This window comes from Exiguobacterium profundum, from assembly GCF_001909285.1.
GTDB classification, from domain to species: Bacteria; Bacillota; Bacilli; order Exiguobacteriales; family Exiguobacteriaceae; genus Exiguobacterium; species Exiguobacterium profundum.
The window spans coordinates 37281-55508 of the sequence record NZ_MRSV01000001.1 but is presented as its reverse complement, the minus strand read 5'-3'; the positions used below and the strand labels follow the sequence as shown (position 1 = coordinate 55508).

The 18228-nt window shown below is 47.5% G+C and carries 20 protein-coding genes; 13 read left to right on the top strand and 7 right to left on the bottom strand.

The window, feature by feature from the left end; genetic code table 11:
* The first annotated feature begins 4 nt into the window (after positions 1 to 4).
* Together BBB58_RS00285 and BBB58_RS00280 are read left to right on the top strand one after the other, a co-directional pair.
* Entirely contained in the window at positions 5 to 679 is a 675-nt protein-coding gene (locus BBB58_RS00285) for a response regulator transcription factor (protein WP_074034753.1), read from the top strand.
* Complete coding sequence (locus tag BBB58_RS00280) at positions 676 to 1974, top strand: HAMP domain-containing sensor histidine kinase (protein WP_074034752.1); 1299 nt, start codon at positions 676 to 678, stop codon at positions 1972 to 1974. Before BBB58_RS00285 ends, BBB58_RS00280 begins: the two co-directional genes overlap by 4 nt.
* Before the next feature lie 11 nt (positions 1975 to 1985).
* Here the strand turns inward: BBB58_RS00280 and BBB58_RS00275 are convergent, their stop codons facing one another.
* Entirely contained in the window at positions 1986 to 2594 is a 609-nt protein-coding gene (locus BBB58_RS00275) for a TetR/AcrR family transcriptional regulator (RefSeq protein WP_084543010.1), read from the bottom strand.
* Between the two features lie 171 nt (positions 2595 to 2765).
* Here BBB58_RS00275 and BBB58_RS00270 point away from each other — a divergent pair, with 171 nt between their 5' ends.
* Together BBB58_RS00270 and BBB58_RS00265 are read left to right on the top strand one after the other, a co-directional pair.
* On the top strand, positions 2766 to 3494 hold the full coding sequence (locus tag BBB58_RS00270; RefSeq protein ID WP_015880653.1) for an ABC transporter ATP-binding protein: 729 nt from the start codon (positions 2766 to 2768) through the stop codon (positions 3492 to 3494).
* Positions 3487 to 4500, top strand: coding sequence for an ABC transporter permease (locus tag BBB58_RS00265; protein ID WP_074034751.1), 1014 nt, complete (start codon positions 3487 to 3489; stop codon positions 4498 to 4500). Before BBB58_RS00270 ends, BBB58_RS00265 begins: the two co-directional genes overlap by 8 nt.
* Position 4501: 1 nt before the next feature.
* Here BBB58_RS00265 and BBB58_RS00260 read toward each other — a convergent pair whose 3' ends face one another.
* The gene (locus BBB58_RS00260) at positions 4502 to 4975 is read right to left on the bottom strand and encodes a DedA family protein (RefSeq protein WP_074034750.1); all 474 of its coding nucleotides are present in this window, start codon (positions 4973 to 4975) and stop codon (positions 4502 to 4504) included.
* A gap of 171 nt (positions 4976 to 5146) precedes the next feature.
* On the opposite strand from BBB58_RS00260, the gene BBB58_RS00255 reads away from it, so the two are divergent.
* A complete protein-coding gene (locus BBB58_RS00255) occupies positions 5147 to 5839 on the top strand; it encodes a response regulator transcription factor (protein ID WP_015880656.1) in 693 nt (230 codons plus the stop codon).
* A complete protein-coding gene (locus BBB58_RS00250) occupies positions 5836 to 6906 on the top strand; it encodes a HAMP domain-containing sensor histidine kinase (protein WP_074034748.1) in 1071 nt (356 codons plus the stop codon). The genes BBB58_RS00255 and BBB58_RS00250 overlap by 4 nt, the downstream gene beginning before the upstream one ends.
* Here the strand turns inward: BBB58_RS00250 and BBB58_RS00245 are convergent.
* The 3 genes from BBB58_RS00245 to BBB58_RS00235 form a co-directional block, all read right to left on the bottom strand.
* A complete protein-coding gene (locus BBB58_RS00245; RefSeq protein ID WP_074034746.1) occupies positions 6872 to 7432 on the bottom strand; it encodes a GNAT family N-acetyltransferase in 561 nt (186 codons plus the stop codon). The two genes, BBB58_RS00250 and BBB58_RS00245, sit on opposite strands and share 35 nt — an antisense overlap.
* Before the next feature lie 161 nt (positions 7433 to 7593).
* Positions 7594 to 8217 (bottom strand): glucosaminidase domain-containing protein, encoded by a 624-nt coding sequence (locus BBB58_RS00240; protein WP_244150650.1) that lies wholly within the window; start codon positions 8215 to 8217, stop codon positions 7594 to 7596.
* 145 nt (positions 8218 to 8362) lie between these two features.
* Positions 8363 to 9859, bottom strand: coding sequence for an MDR family MFS transporter (locus BBB58_RS00235; protein WP_074034742.1), 1497 nt, complete (start codon positions 9857 to 9859; stop codon positions 8363 to 8365).
* Positions 9860 to 10023: 164 nt separating this feature from the next.
* On the opposite strand from BBB58_RS00235, the gene BBB58_RS00230 reads away from it, so the two are divergent.
* From BBB58_RS00230 to BBB58_RS00200, 7 genes are all read left to right on the top strand, one after another.
* Positions 10024 to 10896 (top strand): TetR/AcrR family transcriptional regulator, encoded by an 873-nt coding sequence (locus BBB58_RS00230; RefSeq protein ID WP_074034740.1) that lies wholly within the window; start codon positions 10024 to 10026, stop codon positions 10894 to 10896.
* A gap of 146 nt (positions 10897 to 11042) precedes the next feature.
* Complete coding sequence (locus BBB58_RS00225; RefSeq protein ID WP_074034739.1) at positions 11043 to 12056, top strand: LacI family DNA-binding transcriptional regulator; 1014 nt, start codon at positions 11043 to 11045, stop codon at positions 12054 to 12056.
* Positions 12057 to 12258: 202 nt separating this feature from the next.
* Positions 12259 to 13560 carry an ABC transporter substrate-binding protein gene (locus tag BBB58_RS00220; RefSeq protein WP_074034738.1) on the top strand — a complete coding sequence of 434 codons (1302 nt, stop codon included), beginning with the start codon at positions 12259 to 12261 and terminating at the stop codon, positions 13558 to 13560.
* A 58-nt stretch (positions 13561 to 13618) separates the two neighbouring features.
* A complete protein-coding gene (locus BBB58_RS00215; RefSeq protein WP_015880663.1) occupies positions 13619 to 14518 on the top strand; it encodes a carbohydrate ABC transporter permease in 900 nt (299 codons plus the stop codon).
* Positions 14519 to 14521: 3 nt separating this feature from the next.
* Positions 14522 to 15451, top strand: a complete 930-nt coding sequence (locus tag BBB58_RS00210) for a carbohydrate ABC transporter permease (RefSeq protein ID WP_201302255.1) — start codon at positions 14522 to 14524, stop codon at positions 15449 to 15451.
* Between the two features lie 24 nt (positions 15452 to 15475).
* Complete coding sequence (locus BBB58_RS00205) at positions 15476 to 16828, top strand: GH1 family beta-glucosidase (protein ID WP_074034737.1); 1353 nt, start codon at positions 15476 to 15478, stop codon at positions 16826 to 16828.
* Positions 16829 to 16914: 86 nt separating this feature from the next.
* Positions 16915 to 17160 carry a hypothetical protein gene (locus tag BBB58_RS00200; RefSeq protein ID WP_031424613.1) on the top strand — a complete coding sequence of 82 codons (246 nt, stop codon included), beginning with the start codon at positions 16915 to 16917 and terminating at the stop codon, positions 17158 to 17160.
* 98 nt (positions 17161 to 17258) lie between these two features.
* Here BBB58_RS00200 and BBB58_RS00195 read toward each other — a convergent pair whose 3' ends face one another.
* Entirely contained in the window at positions 17259 to 17837 is a 579-nt protein-coding gene (locus tag BBB58_RS00195; protein ID WP_074034736.1) for a hypothetical protein, read from the bottom strand.
* The gene (locus BBB58_RS00190; protein WP_074034734.1) at positions 17834 to 18160 is read right to left on the bottom strand and encodes a hypothetical protein; all 327 of its coding nucleotides are present in this window, start codon (positions 18158 to 18160) and stop codon (positions 17834 to 17836) included. The genes BBB58_RS00195 and BBB58_RS00190 overlap by 4 nt, the downstream gene beginning before the upstream one ends.
* Between the last annotated feature and the right edge of the window lie 68 nt (positions 18161 to 18228).

Genomic DNA, 18228 nt, shown 5'->3' with positions numbered 1-18228 from the left:
ACAGATGGTCACCATTTTACTCGCAGAAGATGATGAGGCGCTCGGCGGTTTATTAGTCGATTATTTGACGGTGGCCGGTTATCGTGTCCTTCATGCAAAAGATGGAGAAGAAGCACTCGATTGGCTCGACCGTGAGCCAATCGATTTGCTCATTACCGACGTGATGATGCCACGGTTGGATGGACGTGAACTGACGGGACAATTACGTGACGCCGGGTATACGCTCCCGGTGCTTATGCTGACGGTCCTCGATGCGATGAATGACAAAAAGAGAGGGTTTCATGCCGGAGCGGATGACTATGTCGTGAAACCGATCGATCTCGAAGAACTCGAATTACGAATTGAGGCATTGTTACGACGAGCGCGCATTCATCACAGTCATCAGATTCAGTTGAACGACTGCGTACTCGATGAGACGACGATGACGTTAGAAACGACTTCTGAGACGATCGAACTCCCTCGCAAAGAGTTTGAACTCCTCTATTTTTTGGCGACGCATTTGAATCAAGTCTTCACCCGGCAACAACTGTTAGACCGGATTTGGGGATATGAGACGGAGAGTGAGACCCGAACGGTCGACGTCCATATTAATCGACTGCGTGCGCGTCTTAAGCCGATTGATGCATTTCAGATCAGTACGGTGTGGGGACTCGGTTATCGATTGGAGCTGAAAAGATGAAACGATTTATTAGTACCATCTACGGACGATTTTTAATGATTTTCTTCGGACTCTTGTTGATTCCAATCCTCTTGACGTTCACGATTTTTTTGACCTTTCAGTTCAATGCACTGAAGACACAAGTCGAAGAAATGTTGGTAGACCGGGCCGACAGCATGCAGATGGCCTCACAAGATTACGGTCTAGCGTCTGATGCGGTCTTGGACCTCTTTGATGACGCGACACTGAATGCCCAGACGATGCGTTATGACCGTGCGGAATGGAGCGTTTCGGAACGAGCGACATTAGAACGGGGTGAAGTGCTGTCACAGACCGACCGTCTTCCACAAGTCGCTTTTTTACTCGACGAGACCGTGGTCACGTTGTCTCCGAACGCAGACGAGAATCCGATTTCAATCTTCCGTGACGTGTCGTTACAGACCTTGTTCCTGACAGCACTCATTTCAAGTGTTCTCATTCTATTCGCAGTTCGACTGATGACACGACGCATCGACCGTGTCACGGATGCCGTCAACCGTGTGACCGCTGGAGACCTATCGGTGCGGATTCATGACGTAGCAACAGATGAGATTGGAATGCTCGCGAAGCAGTTCAATCAGATGACCGAGACGCTTGAAACGAATGAAACGAAGAATGAGGAATTGGCATCCGTTATGGCACATGAATTTAAGACGCCGGTCGCTTCGATTTTAGGGTATGCCACGTTGTTGAAACGGGGAGGACCTTTTGAAAAACAAAGTGAATATGTCACGAAGATTGAGCGTGAAGGGAAACGACTATCGCGCTTGTCACAAGACGTGCTCCGGCTGGCGAAATTAGACCACACGATTGTCGGTCTACATGCGACGGAACTGTCTCTCAGTGAGCAGATCCGGGAGGCAATCTTATCCTTAGATTCAGAGATGACACGCAAACGAATGAACCTAGATTTGACTATGGACGAAGTCGTGATGAAGGGTGATGCTACACTTCTTCAGCAAGTTTGGATCAATCTACTTCAAAATGCTGTCGAATATGCATATGAAGAAAGTACACTGCATCTTCTGGTGGAAGAGGATGCGACGCACATCACGTGTGAGATTCGAGACGAGGGAGAAGGCATGACACCTGAACAAGTGGACCGGGCGTTCGAACGCTTTTATCAGGCCGACACATCTCGTCATCGCAACGGTTCAGGACTAGGGCTAGCCATCGCTCGTCAAATCGTACAGTTACATGGTGGAGAGATTACATTATCGAGTGAGAAACAGATTGGGACAACGGCGAAGGTCGTCTTTCCAAAGGAGGACAGGTAAAGCACCTGTCCTTATTTTCGTAGATTCACACCGCCGGCAACGAGCGGTCCTTCATAGGTGATCGTATAGATAATCCGGGCGATGTCTTCCGCTGTCTCTTCCGAAGACGGATTGTTTAACCACTCATAGATGACGCCCATGTGAGCCGAAGAAAGATAGGCGACGAGATATGGAGGCGGGACCATCATCTTGTCCGGATCAAACAAGGTTACCGGGGAGCGCTGAAACAAGGCAGCCTGCATAAATTTTCGAAGTTTTGCCTGGAACGTCGGATCTCCATTTGGTCCGAGGAGCGGCTTCATGATGATTTGATTGTCTTCGATGAAGCGGATGAACGGGACGAGATAATGATACGAGTTATCAGTTCGCTCGTCTCCAAAGATGTGCGGGAGATGATGAATCAACTTCCGTTCAGCCTCTTCAAAGATCTCGTCGACGCATTTCTCCATCAACTCGAACTTATCCACATAGTGACTATAAAAGGTTCCCCGATTAATACCGGCCCGTTCAGTCAATTGCTTGACGGTGACGGCTTCAAATCCCTGTTCTTCAATGAGACTAAAGAAGGCATCTTTGATCAGTTTCTTCGTTCGGATGACGCGTAAGTCAGTTTGTTCCATATTATTTCTCCTTTTCCTCAACACATTCATTGCATCTGTCGGAAAACCGACACGATGACCGATATTGACGATTGTTGCCACCGTGAACGGGGACTATACTGAACATATAAACCAACACGGTGTCGATTATCTTGAGTATACACGAGGAGGCGCCGAAAAGGAGTGACAGAAATGAACATTCAACTGCAACACGTCGACAAGTCGTTCGGTGACCAGCTCGCCATCGACAACATCGACTTCACCATCCCATCCGGAGAGATTTGCTGTTTGCTCGGACCCTCTGGATCGGGGAAGACAACCCTCATCCGACTCATGATCGGCGCCCTCGCACCGGACAAAGGAAGTGTCCACATCGGCGAAACGAAGATGCCAAACATGGACATGCTCCAACAAATCGGATTTATGCCGCAGAACGATGGCTTGTACGAAGACTTGTCGGCCGAAGCGAACCTCGCCTTCTTCGGGTCGATTTATAAGTTAGGGAAAAAGGCGCTCCAAGAACGCATCACCGAAGTGCTCAACCTTGTCGATTTAACGAACGACCGGAATAAGCTCGTCCGCAATTTTTCAGGCGGGATGAAGAAACGCCTGTCCTTGGCTATCGCCATTTTGCATAAGCCAGACGTGTTGTTTCTTGATGAACCGACGGTCGGAATTGATCCGATCTTACGTCGTCAAATCTGGGATCAGTTTCAGGTGATTCGGAGAGAAGGTACGACCATCATCGTCTCGACGCACGTCATGGATGAAGTGCTCGAATGTGATCGAGCCGCGCTCGTCTATAATGGACGGTTGATCGCCTATGACCATGTGCAAGATTTGCTCGACCAGACCGAGAACGGTCGCGTCGAAGAACTGTTCTTGATTGCTGGGAAAGAGGAGGTGGGTGACCATGCGTAACTTAGCAAAGCGTGTCATCTTTCAGACGTTGAATGATAAACGAAGCGTCGCCTTGATTTTGATTGCGCCACTTCTCATTTTGACACTCGTCTACTTCTTACTCGGGGACTCGGATTATGTGCCGACTGTCGTCCTGGACGACAGTGCACCCGAACAGCTCGTCGATGCGTTCGAAGACGAGACGCTCGAAGTGGAACAGGCATCGTTCGATGATCCAAAAGTATATATCGAAGACAATGAACATGTCGATGCCGTGTTTGAAATGAATCAAGAAGGAACGACCATCACGTTACGCGAACCTTCGACGAAGTCGTCGAAGGCGGTTGGTGAGATTCAACATGCGTTGACGACGCTCAATCCCGCAGCCGAGATCGATACGTCATTCGTCTACGGGAAAGAAGGACAGTCGACGTTCGATTCGTTCGGGTTTGTCTTCCTATCCCTCTTCTCGTTCTTCTTCGTGTTCATCCTATCTGCGATGGCACTCGTCAAAGAACGGAGTGGGGGTACGCTCGAGCGACTGTTGATGACCCCAATCAAACGAGGACAGGTCATTTTAGGATATACACTCGGATACGGGACGTTTGCGGTCGTGCAGTCGATTTTCATCGTGCTCTATTCGATTTATGTGCTCGGCTTGTCTTCGCTCGGGAATATGGCGTGGGTCATGTTGACGATGCTACTCATGGCAGGGACCGCAGTACTCTTCGGGGCGACCATCTCGGTGTTTGCCCGATCGGAACTACAAGTCGTACAGATGATTCCGTTCACCATCATCCCGCAAGTATTCTTCTCAGGACTCATCCCGCTCGACTTGATTCCATACGGACTCGGGAACTTGAGTTACGTCATGCCAATCTTCTACGGAGCGACAGCAATCAAGGAAGTCATGATTTACGGAAGTGGCTTCTCAGGCATCTGGATGTATTTACTCGGTTTGATTCTTTATGCAGGTGTCTTATATCTCTTAAACATGCGAGCGCTCGGGAAATACAGAGGACACTAAGTTAAAAGGACAACACCCAGTCTTGAAACTGTTGAAACGCCGGGATTTTATTGGCCAGTCCGATGACGAGAAACCAAGCACCGGTATAGAAGAAAGCAGAGATGGTCGTATAGAACGCATACGTACGAAGTTTGAGCGATGTGAACCCGGCGATGTAATGGAGCGGGTGCCGAAGGCCGGGAATAAAATAAGAAATCATAATGGTGCGTGCCCCGTATGTTTGATAGAGCGCCTCGGCTTTTTTAAGATAACGAGATTCGCGTTGTCGCACGGGTAGGATACGATGAAGCCCTTTCCCGATTAAATAGAACCAGCCGAACGTGAGCGTGAAGAGAATCCAGGTGGAGACAAATAAAAGCCAACTTGGGACAAAATCATCCGCGACCGTCAGATGGGTGATCATTAAGACGTCGTCAGATAATGGGGTAAACATGATGCCGATGGCGAGCATGGCATAATGTATGATCATTTCCATAATAAATTCACTCCTTACCTTGTCTAGTATTCACTCGCAAGCGTAAGGAGTTTTTAGTATTCTCTTAAGAAATCTTAAGAAGGTGGAAAGGAAGTGCCGTTACTGAGTTTGTTACACTCATTAATAGAGGAAATGAATGTAGTTTACTAGTGAAAAACGAGGAGGAAAGAGATGCGTTCACAACCCGTCATCTGTATCGCTGACGACGATGAAGCGATTCGAGAATTACTTGCTATCTATTTAAAAAATGAAGGATATGCACTCCGATTTGCGAAAAATGGACAAGAAGTGCTCGACCTCGCGTCGACCGAAACGATCGATTTGCTCATTCTAGATTTGATGATGCCTGTCATGGGTGGGATTGAAGCTTGTATTGAGATTCGAAAGACGCAGTTTATGCCGATTTTGATGCTCACAGCCAAAACGAGCGACTTGGATTTGATGCAAGGCATTTCCGTTGGAGCGGACGATTACATCAAAAAACCGTTTAACCCACTTGAAGTGACGCTACGTGTCAAATCGTTACTCAGACGGTATCGTGATTATGGGTCAGATCGAGCAGACCTCACGAGTACACTCGTCTTTGAAAATGTGACACTTGATTTACAGACACGACAATGTCGAAAGGATGAGATGTTGATTCGACTTACACCGAAAGAGTTTGATATTCTCGCCTATTTTATGCGTCATCCAAATCAAGTCCTAACAGTCGAACAGATTTACGAGGCGGTGTGGGGTGAGGCAGCATTTGAGGTCGACAACACAGTGATGGTCCACATCACAAAAATCCGAGAAAAGTTAGAAGACACACCACGAAAACCGACCATTATCAAGACGGTGTGGGGTGTGGGGTATCGATTATGAGACGGAGACAATGGGATCGCTTGCTAGTGAAGTTGATTGGTATCATTTTAGTCAATGCATTGATTGCGACGATTGCTTTTTTAATCATGGGCTATTCAATCAGTTTATACTACATTGAGAACGAAACAACACCAGATCCGCTGACGTCCAATCTTATGTTTTTAGGGGTGACGTTCATTGTTATTTTGATCTTTATTATTGGATTTTCACTGATGATGCGGAAAACACTTCGAAAAATCACGTATTTATCGAGTGAGATTGAACAGATTGCAAACGGTGACCTCGGTCGAACTGTCAAAGTGGAGGGTCGAGACGAAATCGCGTCGCTTGGAGAGAGTGTGAATCGGATGTCAGCTCAATTAAGTGAATTATTTGAGAAGGAACGGGCGCATGAAGAAGAACGGAACCAACTATTCTCCAACCTGTCGCACGATTTGCGGACACCGCTCACGAGCATCAAAGGCTATACGCAACTCCTGCAAATGAATCGGGAACTGACGCTTGCAGAAAAAGATCATTTTCGTATTCTAAATGAAAAAACGGATCAGCTTGAACATTTGCTAGATCAGCTGATGAACGTAAACCGACTCTATGCCCCACATATGCAACTAAAGAAACAGAGACTCAACCTGAGTCTATTGACGACGCAACTTATCCACGAGATGGAGCCGTTGTTTAATGAGCGAGGTCTTCATTTACAGACTTCAATCAGACCAGATATATGGATGGAAGCGGATCAAGAACAGCTCATTCGCGCTTTTGAGAACCTTTTATCGAACGCATGGAAATATGCGGAGCAACCGAGTCCGATTCACATTGATCTCCAGACCAGGGAGGATATGCTTGAGTGGTCCATCTCGAATGCGACAACGACTGAAACGATTGAGTCCATTCCTCATCTGTTTGATCGCACATATCGTGTCGATTCCTCGAGAGGGGTCACGCCAGGTGATGGGTTGGGTCTATCGATTGCCCGCCAAATCATTTTATTGCATGGTGGACGGTTGACGGCCGCACCGCTAGAGGGTCAGGTTATTTGTTTTCGGGTATCGTTACCGATGGAATGAGATATCCCATTAAGATTGTATCGAAGTGCTGTCCATAAATAAGCTTATCGTCCCGTAATCGGCCCTCGACTTCGAAGCCGTAGCGCTCATAGATTGCTATGGCTTTTTTATTTGTTTCAACGACACTTAAAGTGACTTTATGAAGGCCTTCCGTTCGCGCCCAATCGAGAACATATCGTAAAATAGCTGAACCTAAACCGAGTCCCCAATGCGCTTGCAGAATTCCAACTCCAAATTCGACAGTGTGGGATTTTCGAGCGAGCACACTACCTTCGCAGCGGGCAAACCCGACAATTTCCCCATCGGCTTCTGCTATAAGAAATAGTCGATTCATGGTATTCAAATCAGAATCGATTAGAAATTGAATGGCCTCCTCACTCAATACACCTTCTCCAGGTTCGCGGTCTAAATAGTCCGTCTCTTGATCGATTTGCAGACGAATGAAAGCGAGGGATTTCGCGTCGTCTTGTGAGGCTTGACGAATGGTACAGTGTTGTTCGTTTCGTATGTATGAAATAGGGTTCATGATATCCTCCTTTGTAATATCGGTCATAAAAAAAGCACTCGGACCATTGTCCGAAATGCTCATTAGCGTTTGAGTAACAACATCACGCCGGTCACGAATAATGCGATTCCGCTCGCGAGTCTAACTTGTTTGCACGTCACGTTCTTTCACCCCTACATTTCTTATCTGTTTGCTTTAGCGACACGTTTTGGTATTTTCGACATTTCTTGATAAATCGAAAGAATCTCGGTCCCGTAATTTCCTTTCGGCTGCATGGCCCACTTTTGGTGAAGAGATGGCCACGTCGTTGCAGAGCCTCGCTTGACGAGATGGAAGCGTGGGTCGACTTGTTTCGTATTCAGTGCATCGTGTGAGGCGTATGCCTTTAGATGCTGAACTTGAGCAGTCACGCCTTGATGCGGTGAACGGAAATAGTGACCTTTTACGCCATTCCCAGTCGTCCCGATTCCGGAATAGTTATGTTGTTCAGGGAGTACATCGCCACCATATCGAAAGTAGCCTGTCTCTTTCAGTGCTTGAGCGAACGCGACATCCCCACGAACACCTTCCTTAGCGCCGATGATGACGAAGAGGTTCGCCAAGTCTTCGACCGACGTTTGTACTAGCCGGACATCACGAGGATTCTTCTTTTTTACGTAATCCGCCATTTGTTGCGGAGTCAAAGCCGATACTCCCATAATAGCACGATTCTGCTTCTTCGGGGCCGCCTCAACGATTGATCCTGTCGAGAGAAAAGAAGATGTGATCAGAAGAAATACAATCATCAAGCTAAACACTTTTTTCATCATATGTACCCTCCTAAACGAATCCTATCCATTGAGAAATAATACCATATTAGGATTAAATTTTAATTTCAGATTTATTTATGAAGGAAATGAGAAATTAAAAAAAGCCGCTCTGAATTCAACATTCAAAGCGGCTTCTCAACATTTAATTTGCTTGTTTCAATTCTTCAACAGTCTCTACTTGATCATCGAACTTCCGCACATCCACTCGTTTTACGAAGAACGCAAGGACGAGCGCCAAGAGGTTCATCCCAAGTGCGACATAAAATGAATATTGAATCCCAGACAAGAGGGCTTGCTGAGTGATGGCACCCATCGAACTCTCTGTGAGTGTCGCAGGATCGACTCCTGTCATCAATGATTCAGCTTCCGTACGTGTCACCGAGTTCATGATGGTGACGAGGACTGCCGTACCAATCGCACCAGATACTTGTTGGGCCGTGTTGTTGATGGCCGTTCCGTGTGGATTGAGGCGAGTCGGCAACTGGTTGAGTCCATTAGTCATAATCGGCATCATAACCATCGACATCCCAAACATACGCAACGTGTACGTTAAAACGATGTACGTGTAGGTCGAATCGAGTTGGACGTTTGCGAGCATATACGTCGATACGGCGGTAATTGTCAATCCGGTAAGTGCCAATAATTTTGGCCCGAATCGGTCAAACAGTTTACCAGTGATCGGCGACATGATTCCCATGATGATCGCACCAGGGAGAAGCATGAGCCCTGAATCGAGTGGTGAGATGCCACGTACGCTTTGGACGTAAGCCGGTGTCAAAATCATACCGGAGAACATGGCGACCGCGTTGACCATCGCAATGACTGACGCGAGTGCGAACATCGGATGTTTGTAAGCACGCAAGTCGAGCAATGGTTTTTCCATATGAAGCTGGCGGTAGATGAAGGCGATCAACGAAATGGCACCGACAATCATCGTCGCCAAGACGATTGGATTATCCCAGCCGTCCGAACTTGCTGAACTGACACCGTATAAAATCCCACCAAATCCGAGTGTCGATAAGACGAGCGACAAGTAATCCAGTGACTGGTCTTTATTTTGGACCATGACGTTCTCTGCTTTCCAAACAGCGAGCGCGAGACCGATGATCGCGAGCGGTAAAATCATTTCGAATAAGACGCGCCAGTCATAGTACTCGACGATATAACCGGAAAGTGTCGGTCCAATCGCAGGTGCCGAGATCATGACAAGTCCGAAAATCCCCATCGCCATCCCCCGTTTTTCACGCGGGAAGCTGACGAGCATGACGTTCATTAAGAGTGGTCCCATTGTTGAGGCACCGATGGCTTGAATCATTCGACCAGTCAACAACCAGCCGAAGCTCGGCGAGAAGGCCGCGATAGCCGTACCGATGGCGAAGATGCTCATCGACGTAATGAACAAGCTGCGGTTTGAAAAGCGAGTGATCAAATAGGCGGATGCCGGGACGAGCACACCCGTCACGAGCATAAAGCCTGTCGCGAGCCATTGAACGGTCGAGTAGTCTGCAATCTCGAGGTCGACCATGATCGATGGGAGCGCGACGTTGAGTAATGAGTTGTTTAAAAATGCGATGAATGCACCCGCAAAGAGCACCGCCAACATGACGTAAGGCGGTTTCTTTTGGAATTCTGGTTTCATATGGATGGCTCCTTTATTTTCTAAATAGTTATGTGTTGGTAAGTGTCGATGAAATGATTTTATACCCGTTGTATAAATAAAGCAACCATTTTGTACTATTAGTCTAAAAAGGTTTTCGGTGCTATAGTAAAGGTACAAACTAGACAGAACGGAGTTACGAAAATATGAAAGAGAAAAAGAGAAAAGTTGCCGATATTGCCATGTCTCTCTTCATCGAAAATGGGGTACAGCACACATCGGTGCAAGAGATCATCGACCGCGCTAATATCTCCAAAGGGACGTTTTATAATTACTTCTCATCGAAGACGGATTGTGTCGCTAGTATCCTCGAGAACTTACGATATGATGCAGGGCAACGCCGAATCGAAATGCAGATGGGGCGGGATAAGCGAGATCGTGACGTCTTCATCGAACAGATTTCGATATTGATTCAATTGAACGAAGAGCGGAACTTGCACGCGTTATTTGAATCGATCATGTCGTCGAACGAGAATGAATTGAAGAAGCTTGTACTCCAACATCGCATTTATGAAATCGAGTGGATTGCGATGCGTTTGACGGAAATCATCGGAGAGTCCGTCAGACCGTATTCGATGGAATTGACGGTGCTCTTCAACGGAATGTTGCAACATATCTTGTTTACGAACCGCATCACGAATGCTGCCTACTCTCCTCAAAAAGTCGTCCGAAGCTTATACACGTATGTCGAATTGATTGCCGCTCGGATGATGGAGACAGGAGAGCACGTCTTGAACCCGGTCACGGTCGATCAAATGCGTGGGACGACAGATAAACATCTCATAACAATCGAAGAATTGATCGAGATGGCTGCTCGCATCGAAGAGCATGTCGACATGACGGAAGAACAGCGAGATTTGTTCGATGCGATTTCGTTCGAACTTAAACAAGAGCGTCTCCGGAAAATCGTGTTAGAGCAATTGTTAAAGCCATTCCAACGGCTATTTAAAGGCGTGACAGGCGAGACAGAAGTACAAAAGTTCACGAATCTCGTGTGGTTGTATACGCGGACACATTAAGGACAAAAATTTCCCGATACAGTAATATAGAAGAAACAAGGAATGGAAAAAAGAATCAAAAAGTTTCCTCGAAAAAGAATTGATTCCTACAAATCCATACGCTACAATCAAATTACCGAAAGCGCTTTCGGGAAGAGGAGAATGACATGGGTACGATTTATGATTTAGCCAAAAAAACAGGATTCTCAATCACGACAGTGTCTAAAGCGTTGAACAATTATAAAGACGTGAGTGACAAGACGAGAGCGAAGATTCTTCAAGCCGCTGCTGAGATGGACTACTTGCCGAACGCACATGCCCAGTCGTTATCGACGAAAAAATCATGGGCGATTGGGGTCATGTTCTCAGAGGCGAATGAAGTCGGGATGAAGCACCCGTTCTTTAACGGAATCATCGAAAGTTTTCGTCACGCGACAGAGGAGCAGGGCTACGATTTGATTTTCGCCTCGCGGAATCTGCGCAATCGTGACATGAGTTACCTCGAACATTTTAAACACCGTGCGGTCGACGGCATCGTCGTCATCTGTTCGGACCGAATGGATGAGCAAGTTCAAGAGCTCATGCGAAGCGACATCCCGATCGTCGTCGTGGATATGGACAGCGCTAACTGTAGCGTCGTCTATTCCGACAACATCGAAGGAGCTCGTCTCGCCGTGAATTATCTCTATGAACTCGGTCACCGGAAAATTGCCCACATCGCTGGGGATGAGACGATTGACGCTGGAGCGGCACGGATCAAGGGATATGAACTTGCGATGCAAGAGCTGGACCTTCCGATTCGACCGGACTACCTCGTCAACGCCGGTTTCTTCTCGGTTGAGGAAGGCAAGCAAGCGATGGAACGATTGCTTGAACTAGACGATCAACCGACTGCAGTCTTTGTGGCCGGGGATCAAATGGCAATCGGTGTCATAGAAGCCATTCACGAGCACGGTCTTCATGTCCCAAATGACATCTCTGTCATCGGATATGATGACATTGAAATGATTCAATACATCACGCCGAAACTGACCACGATTCGCCAAGATACGGACGAAATCGGAGAAGCGGCAGCAGAACTTTTACTTGAACAAATGACCGCGAAAGAGCGACTCACTGAACGTCGCGTCATTCCGGTACGCTTAGTCGAACGGGCATCCTGTGCACCGGTCAAACAGTGATTTATAGCCAATGATGTTTCGAAGTCGCTCTCTTTTCTTCAGTGGATGGAGAGGGGAGCGCGATTTCGAAAGTCATTTTTGAAAGAAATCGAAACCGCTTTCGATATTTTATTTCGATTACAACGAAAGCGCTTTCGATGATTTTAAACCTCTTTTTGCAAGCGCTTTCTACTATTACTTATAAAAAGGATGGGAACAACACATGCGTAAATTAGTCAGCTTACTTACACTCGGAGCACTTTCAGTTGGCGTCTTGAGCGGTTGCTCAGACAGCGAAGGCGGAGCTTCTGAATCAAAAGATGACGTCTTAAAAGTTTGGTCATTTACGGACGAATTAAAAGAACCAATTAAAACATATGAAGAGAAGAACGGTGTCAAAGTTGAATTGACTATCGTCCCGATCGCGGACTATCCAACGAAATTGAAGCCAGCACTTGAGAGTGGCGTCGGCGCACCGGACGTCTTCACGGGAGAAATCGCATTCCTTAAACAATGGGTTGATGCAGGTTATTGGGAAAACCTTTCGGACGAGCCATACAGTGTCGATGAAATCGCAGACAACTACGTCCCGTACGTGTTTGACCTCGGGAAAGATAAAGATGGAAACGTTCGCGCTCTTTCATGGCAAACGACACCAGGTGGCGTTTACTACAAACGTAGCTTAGCAAAAGAAGTACTTGGTACAGACGACCCGACTGAAATCGGTGAAATGATGAGCTCGATGGACGGTGTCTTCGAAGTTGCTGAGAAGATGAAACAAAAAGGATACAAGATGTTCCCAGACGAAGGTGCGATCCGTTGGTTCTCACAAGGAGCAAACCCAGAAGCGTGGGTCAACGATAAAAACGAACTCGTCTTGACAGAAGATAAGATCAACTACATGGACTATGCGAAAGAACTTCGTGAGAAGCAATACACTGCGCTCGCACCAGAATGGTCACCATCATGGTTCGAAGGAATGGATAAGCCAATCAAAGTGAAAGAGAACGGAAAAGAGACAGAGACACAAGTCTTCTCATACGTCCTCCCAACATGGGGTCTCCACTCTGTATTAAAAGAGAACGCGAAAAAGTCTGCAGGTGACTGGGCTGTCACAAGCGGACCAAGCCCATACTTCTGGGGCGGTACATGGCTCGGAGTCTATGAAGGATCGAAAAACAAAGAAGCCGCTTACGACTTCGTGAAACTCATGACACAGGATGAGGAATTCTTGACAGAGTGGGCACAAGAGACAGGCGACGTACTTGCGTTCAACCCGGTCACAGACAAGATCAAAGACGACTTCAGCGATGAGTTCCTCGGCGGACAAAACAACTATGAGTTCTTCCTCGATGAAGCAGATGAAATCACACCAGGTATCGTCACGAAATACGACCAACAGCTCGATACACTTTATGGTGCATCTGTCCTTCAGTATGTAGAAGGGAAAAAGTCAAAAGAAGAAGCGATTGAAGAGTTCAAAAAACAAGCGAAGAACGCTTACCCAGACATCGTTGTAGACTGACGATGACCAACACGAGGGGGGAGCTCCCCCCTCGGTTCTTATGGAAGGAGAAATACACGTGAAAAAACTAGATCGTTACGGCTATCTGTTCATCGCCCCGTTCTGGGTCGTCTTCTTGACATTCAGCATCTATCCGGTCCTCTTAACGCTTTATTATAGCTTCACGAACTATACGGGGAGCCCGGGTGAAGAGGTCGTCGGGTTTGCGAACTACACACGGTTGTTGACGGATACGTACTTTATCGAGGCGTTTTTCAACACCATCAAAATTTGGGGAATTAACTTCGTCTTGCAGATTGGATTGGCGCTTCTCTTGGCGCTCATCTTCTCTGATCTCCGTTTGAAGTTAAAAGGACTATCGTTCTTCCGCTCGTTCTTCTATCTTCCAAACTTGATCACGATCAGTTCGGTCGCGCTCTTGTTCGGTATTTTACTCGACTGGCAGCACGGTTCACTCAACATGGTGTTGATGAAAATCGGCTTGATTTCGGATCCAATCAACTGGTTGGCAGAACCGGTGACGGCACAGTTATCCGTTTCACTCATCTTGACATGGATGTGGTTCGGACATTCCTTCATCATCGTCATGGCAGGGGTATCAGGCATCTCGACAGATTACTTCGAAGCCGCTCACATTGACGGTGCGAACCGTTGGCAGATGTTTACGAAAGTGACGTTGCCGCTCTTGAAACCAATTCTTCTCTACATCATGATCACTTCACTCATCGGTGGACTCCAGTTGTTCGACCTTCCGATGTTGATTACAGACGGGATCGGTTCACCAGACGGTTCGTTGAACACGATGGTGCTTTACTTGTACAACCAAGCCTTCAAGTATAACAACTATGGCTATGCGTCAGCGGTCGCTTACGGCCTATTCTTGATCACGCTGATCTTCTCGGCGGTCGTCTTCAAGGGTATGTTCCGCAAAGAGCGCGCGACACAGAAGGGGGCGTAAGCAATGGAACAAAATGCGGAATCACGGCGAATGCTTCCAGATAGCGAAGCGCAGCCGAAACGGAAAGAGGAGCGTCCGCTTAAAGTGGCGCCGCCTTCTAAGAAGAAAACGAATAAGCGATTCGCACGAGGTTTGATTTATACAGGGCTCATCCTTCTCGCGATTATCTGTTTCATTCCGTTCTTGATGATGATTGTCAACGCGACCCGGACGAATGGAGAAATCATGGCTGGGTTCTCACTTCTTCCGGGGACGGCGCTCGCAGACAACTATGCGACGCTTAGCGAATACATCAACATTTGGAACGGCTTCAAGAACAGCTTGATCATCTCTGTATCGGTGACGGTCTTGTCTGGTTACTTCTCAGCCCTAACGGCTTACGGCTTTACGTTCTATAACTTTAGAGGGAAAAATGCGATGTTCATCTTCATGCTTGTCATGATGATGGTGCCAGCGCAACTCGGACTCATTGGATTCTATGAGATCTCAAAAACGCTCGGTATTTTGGACACGTTCATTCCATTGATTGTCCCAGCGATTGCAACACCGTTCACCGTCTTCTTCATCCGTCAATATACGCAAGCGACACTTCACATCAGTTTGATTGAAGCGGCACGGATTGACGGTGCGAGCGAGCTACGTATTTTCCACACAATCGCACTTCCAATGATGATGCCAGCGATTGCAACGATGTCGATTTTCACGTTCATCGGCTCATGGAACAACTACTTAATGCCACTTGTCCTCTTGTTCTCGCCTGAGAAATACACGTTGCCTGTTTTGATGGGCTTCTTGAAAGGATCACAAGTCGCAGAGAACCTTGGCTCGCTTTACCTGGGCATCGCGATCTCGGTCGTACCGATCATGATTGCCTTCTTGTTCCTCTCGAAGTACATCGTCAGCAGTATTTCGGCAGGTGCTGTCAAAGAATAAATATAGAGAAAAGAGGAAAACACTATGCATTTTAAGAAAGACTTCGTATTCGGGACAGCCACGTCCTCGTACCAAATTGAAGGCGCACATAACGAAGGAGGCCGTACTCCTTCCATCTGGGATATGTTCTGTGACATCGACGGGCGCGTGTTTGAAAAGCATAACGGCGATTTCGCATGTGACCACTACCATCGTTACGAGGAAGACATCCAGCACATCAAAAAGCTAGGTGTCGACACGTATCGATTCTCCATCGCGTGGCCACGCATCTTCCCTGCCAAGGGAGAGTACAACCCAGAAGGAATGGCGTTCTACAAAAACTTGGCGCTGCGTCTACGTGAAGAAGGAATCAAACCAGCCGTCACGATTTATCACTGGGACCTTCCGATGTGGGCTCACGAAGAAGGTGGCTGGGTCAACCGTGAATCGGTCGTCTGGTTCCTCGATTATGCGAAAGTCTGTTTTGAAGAGCTCGATGACATCGTCGACTCTTGGATCACCCACAATGAGCCTTGGTGTGCCGGCTTCCTCGGCTACCACGTCGGTGTTCATGCACCGGGTCATCGTGACATGAACGAAGCGGTGCGCGCCGTGCACCACATGTTGTTATCGCACGGAAAAGCGGTCGAGTTGTTGAAGCGAGAGATGACGTCCACGACCCCGATCGGCATCACGCTCAACTTATCACCGATGTACGCGAAGACGGATTCGGCGAATGACCGCCTTGCGATGAACAATGCCGACGGGTATTCGAATCGCTGGTTCCTCGATCCGGTCTTCAAAAGTGAGTATCCGGTCGACATGATGAACTTGTTCTCCAAATATGTGCATAACTTCGATTTCATCCAACCGGGTGATATGGAGACGATCTCGACATCTTGTGATTTCTTCGGCATCAACTTCTATAGCCGTGGCATTGTCGAGTTCAACGCAGCAAATGATTTCTTGAAGGCAGACGCTTACTCGGACTACGAGAAGACGGGCATGGGCTGGGATATCGCCCCGAACGAATTCAAAGACCTGATCCGTCGTTTACGCGCCGAGTATACTGACCTTCCGATCTACATCACAGAGAACGGCGCCGCATTTGACGACGTGCTGGAAAATGGCGAAGTCCATGACGATAACAGGATCGACTACGTCCGCCAGCACCTCGAAGCCGTCTCCGATTTGAACGATGAAGGCATGAACATTCAAGGCTACTACCTTTGGTCGCTCATGGATAACTTCGAATGGAGCTTCGGTTATGAGAAGCGCTTCGGCATTCTTTATATCGACTTTGAGACACAGGAGCGCATTTGGAAAGACAGCGCGAAGTGGTATGCCGGTGTCATCGCCGACCATAAAGCCAAACACGCGGATAGCGTCGAGGCGTAATTTGCATCCATCCCCACCGCTACGGGGATGGATTTTTTGTGTGGAATGCTATTTTTTTGGGAACGAAGATAGGGGAGGGATATTCTATGAAACGTGAGTTTGCGACATACGAAGTGACGGGATATGACGACCTTGGGAAAATCAAATTCGTTCATTTGAGAGAAGGCGAGTTTGTGTTGCCCGTTGAGATCAAGGGAGATGACTTACGAAAAATCAAGAAAATGATGGAGCTCAATCCAGGTGTGACCGTGATTATTCATGCGGCGATTGACCAGAGGCGGATGCGGTTGCTTGAAGTGGAGGGCTATTCGCTCCGGAAAGAGGATACGTAAAACGCTAGCACTGAAAAAGGACTAGCGTTTGTTTACATAGATTGGGCAACGAAACACCAGGATAAATCCCACGATTCACTCGTGATGACGCACAAAAGTTACCGACCATGAAACGGTTCGTTGACTTCGTTGGATTGACTGATGCGTTTGACTCTTTTCAATACGTCCCGTTTCGGTAAATTCGGGTAATCATGCTGGATGCGTTCGACGCAGGACACGATTGTTTCGGTTCGTAACAGGTGGATGATCTGCTGATCAATTGAATCAAGTTCAAGAGGTACGTCTTCTTTCGAATTCTCACGATTTAGCCAAAATGATGCACCGAATAAGTGTACGAATACAATCCCCATGACGGTGAGCGTCGATAAATCGATAGACGGAAAGAGTGTCAGTACGACGTATAGACTGATTCCGCTCACTGCTCCGTGCAGAATGGTGTCGATTAGACGCGGTACGTTCGCATGACCAAACGAGCGTAACGCTCCCGTTAACCCATCAACGAACAAACTGAGGATTGTCGACAATAGATAGAAACAACCGAGCATCGCGAGAGTCGATAAGATTCGGAACGGTGTGTCTTCAAGCAGATAGATGAGAATCAAATCGACGGCAAGTAGCGGGGCGAGGGCGAGTGTTAGAATCAATGCGCCCCAACCGAGTCCAGTCACAGCCTTCATGAGACATGTGCCCGATATCGTCCAAGTGCGATGATGGCACAGAAGAGACAGACCGTATGGATTACGACCCCGATGAGCATGGCATACGGCAAAATCGATTGGAAGCCAAGACCGAATGCGAGGGCGGCGCTCGATAGGATCAGAAAGCTCGGCGTATAATTTCGTACGGTTGTTTTCTGCTTCTTCGCATGTACCACAAAGTATCCTACAATGAGTAAAAAGACAGGAAACAACATGATGGGGTAGACCGATTGAAGCAACAGTCCGAGTAATCCGGACAGACCAGCGATAACGGCGAATATAGAAGGATAGTATGCTTTCAAATTTCCAACTCCTTTACTCTTTTCCCTAAATATAACAGCCCTCCTCATTATTGAGAAGGGCTGTCGTT

Coding starts and splice junctions, on each gene's coding strand:
- BBB58_RS00235 (WP_074034742.1), bottom strand. CDS start 9,859: ATGAAACCAGAATTCCAAAAGAAACCGCCTTACGTCATGTTGGCGGTG.
- BBB58_RS00265 (WP_074034751.1), top strand. CDS start 3,487: ATGCGTAACTTAGCAAAGCGTGTCATCTTTCAGACGTTGAATGATAAA.
- BBB58_RS00220 (WP_074034738.1), top strand. CDS start 12,259: ATGCGTAAATTAGTCAGCTTACTTACACTCGGAGCACTTTCAGTTGGC.
- BBB58_RS00255 (WP_015880656.1), top strand. CDS start 5,147: ATGCGTTCACAACCCGTCATCTGTATCGCTGACGACGATGAAGCGATT.
- BBB58_RS00275 (WP_084543010.1), bottom strand. CDS start 2,594: ATGGAACAAACTGACTTACGCGTCATCCGAACGAAGAAACTGATCAAA.
- BBB58_RS00205 (WP_074034737.1), top strand. CDS start 15,476: ATGCATTTTAAGAAAGACTTCGTATTCGGGACAGCCACGTCCTCGTAC.
- BBB58_RS00260 (WP_074034750.1), bottom strand. CDS start 4,975: ATGGAAATGATCATACATTATGCCATGCTCGCCATCGGCATCATGTTT.
- BBB58_RS00245 (WP_074034746.1), bottom strand. CDS start 7,432: ATGAACCCTATTTCATACATACGAAACGAACAACACTGTACCATTCGT.
- BBB58_RS00230 (WP_074034740.1), top strand. CDS start 10,024: ATGAAAGAGAAAAAGAGAAAAGTTGCCGATATTGCCATGTCTCTCTTC.
- BBB58_RS00240 (WP_244150650.1), bottom strand. CDS start 8,217: ATGAAAAAAGTGTTTAGCTTGATGATTGTATTTCTTCTGATCACATCT.
- BBB58_RS00200 (WP_031424613.1), top strand. CDS start 16,915: ATGAAACGTGAGTTTGCGACATACGAAGTGACGGGATATGACGACCTT.
- BBB58_RS00225 (WP_074034739.1), top strand. CDS start 11,043: ATGGGTACGATTTATGATTTAGCCAAAAAAACAGGATTCTCAATCACG.
- BBB58_RS00285 (WP_074034753.1), top strand. CDS start 5: ATGGTCACCATTTTACTCGCAGAAGATGATGAGGCGCTCGGCGGTTTA.
- BBB58_RS00195 (WP_074034736.1), bottom strand. CDS start 17,837: ATGAAGGCTGTGACTGGACTCGGTTGGGGCGCATTGATTCTAACACTC.
- BBB58_RS00210 (WP_201302255.1), top strand. CDS start 14,522: ATGGAACAAAATGCGGAATCACGGCGAATGCTTCCAGATAGCGAAGCG.
- BBB58_RS00270 (WP_015880653.1), top strand. CDS start 2,766: ATGAACATTCAACTGCAACACGTCGACAAGTCGTTCGGTGACCAGCTC.
- BBB58_RS00280 (WP_074034752.1), top strand. CDS start 676: ATGAAACGATTTATTAGTACCATCTACGGACGATTTTTAATGATTTTC.
- BBB58_RS00250 (WP_074034748.1), top strand. CDS start 5,836: ATGAGACGGAGACAATGGGATCGCTTGCTAGTGAAGTTGATTGGTATC.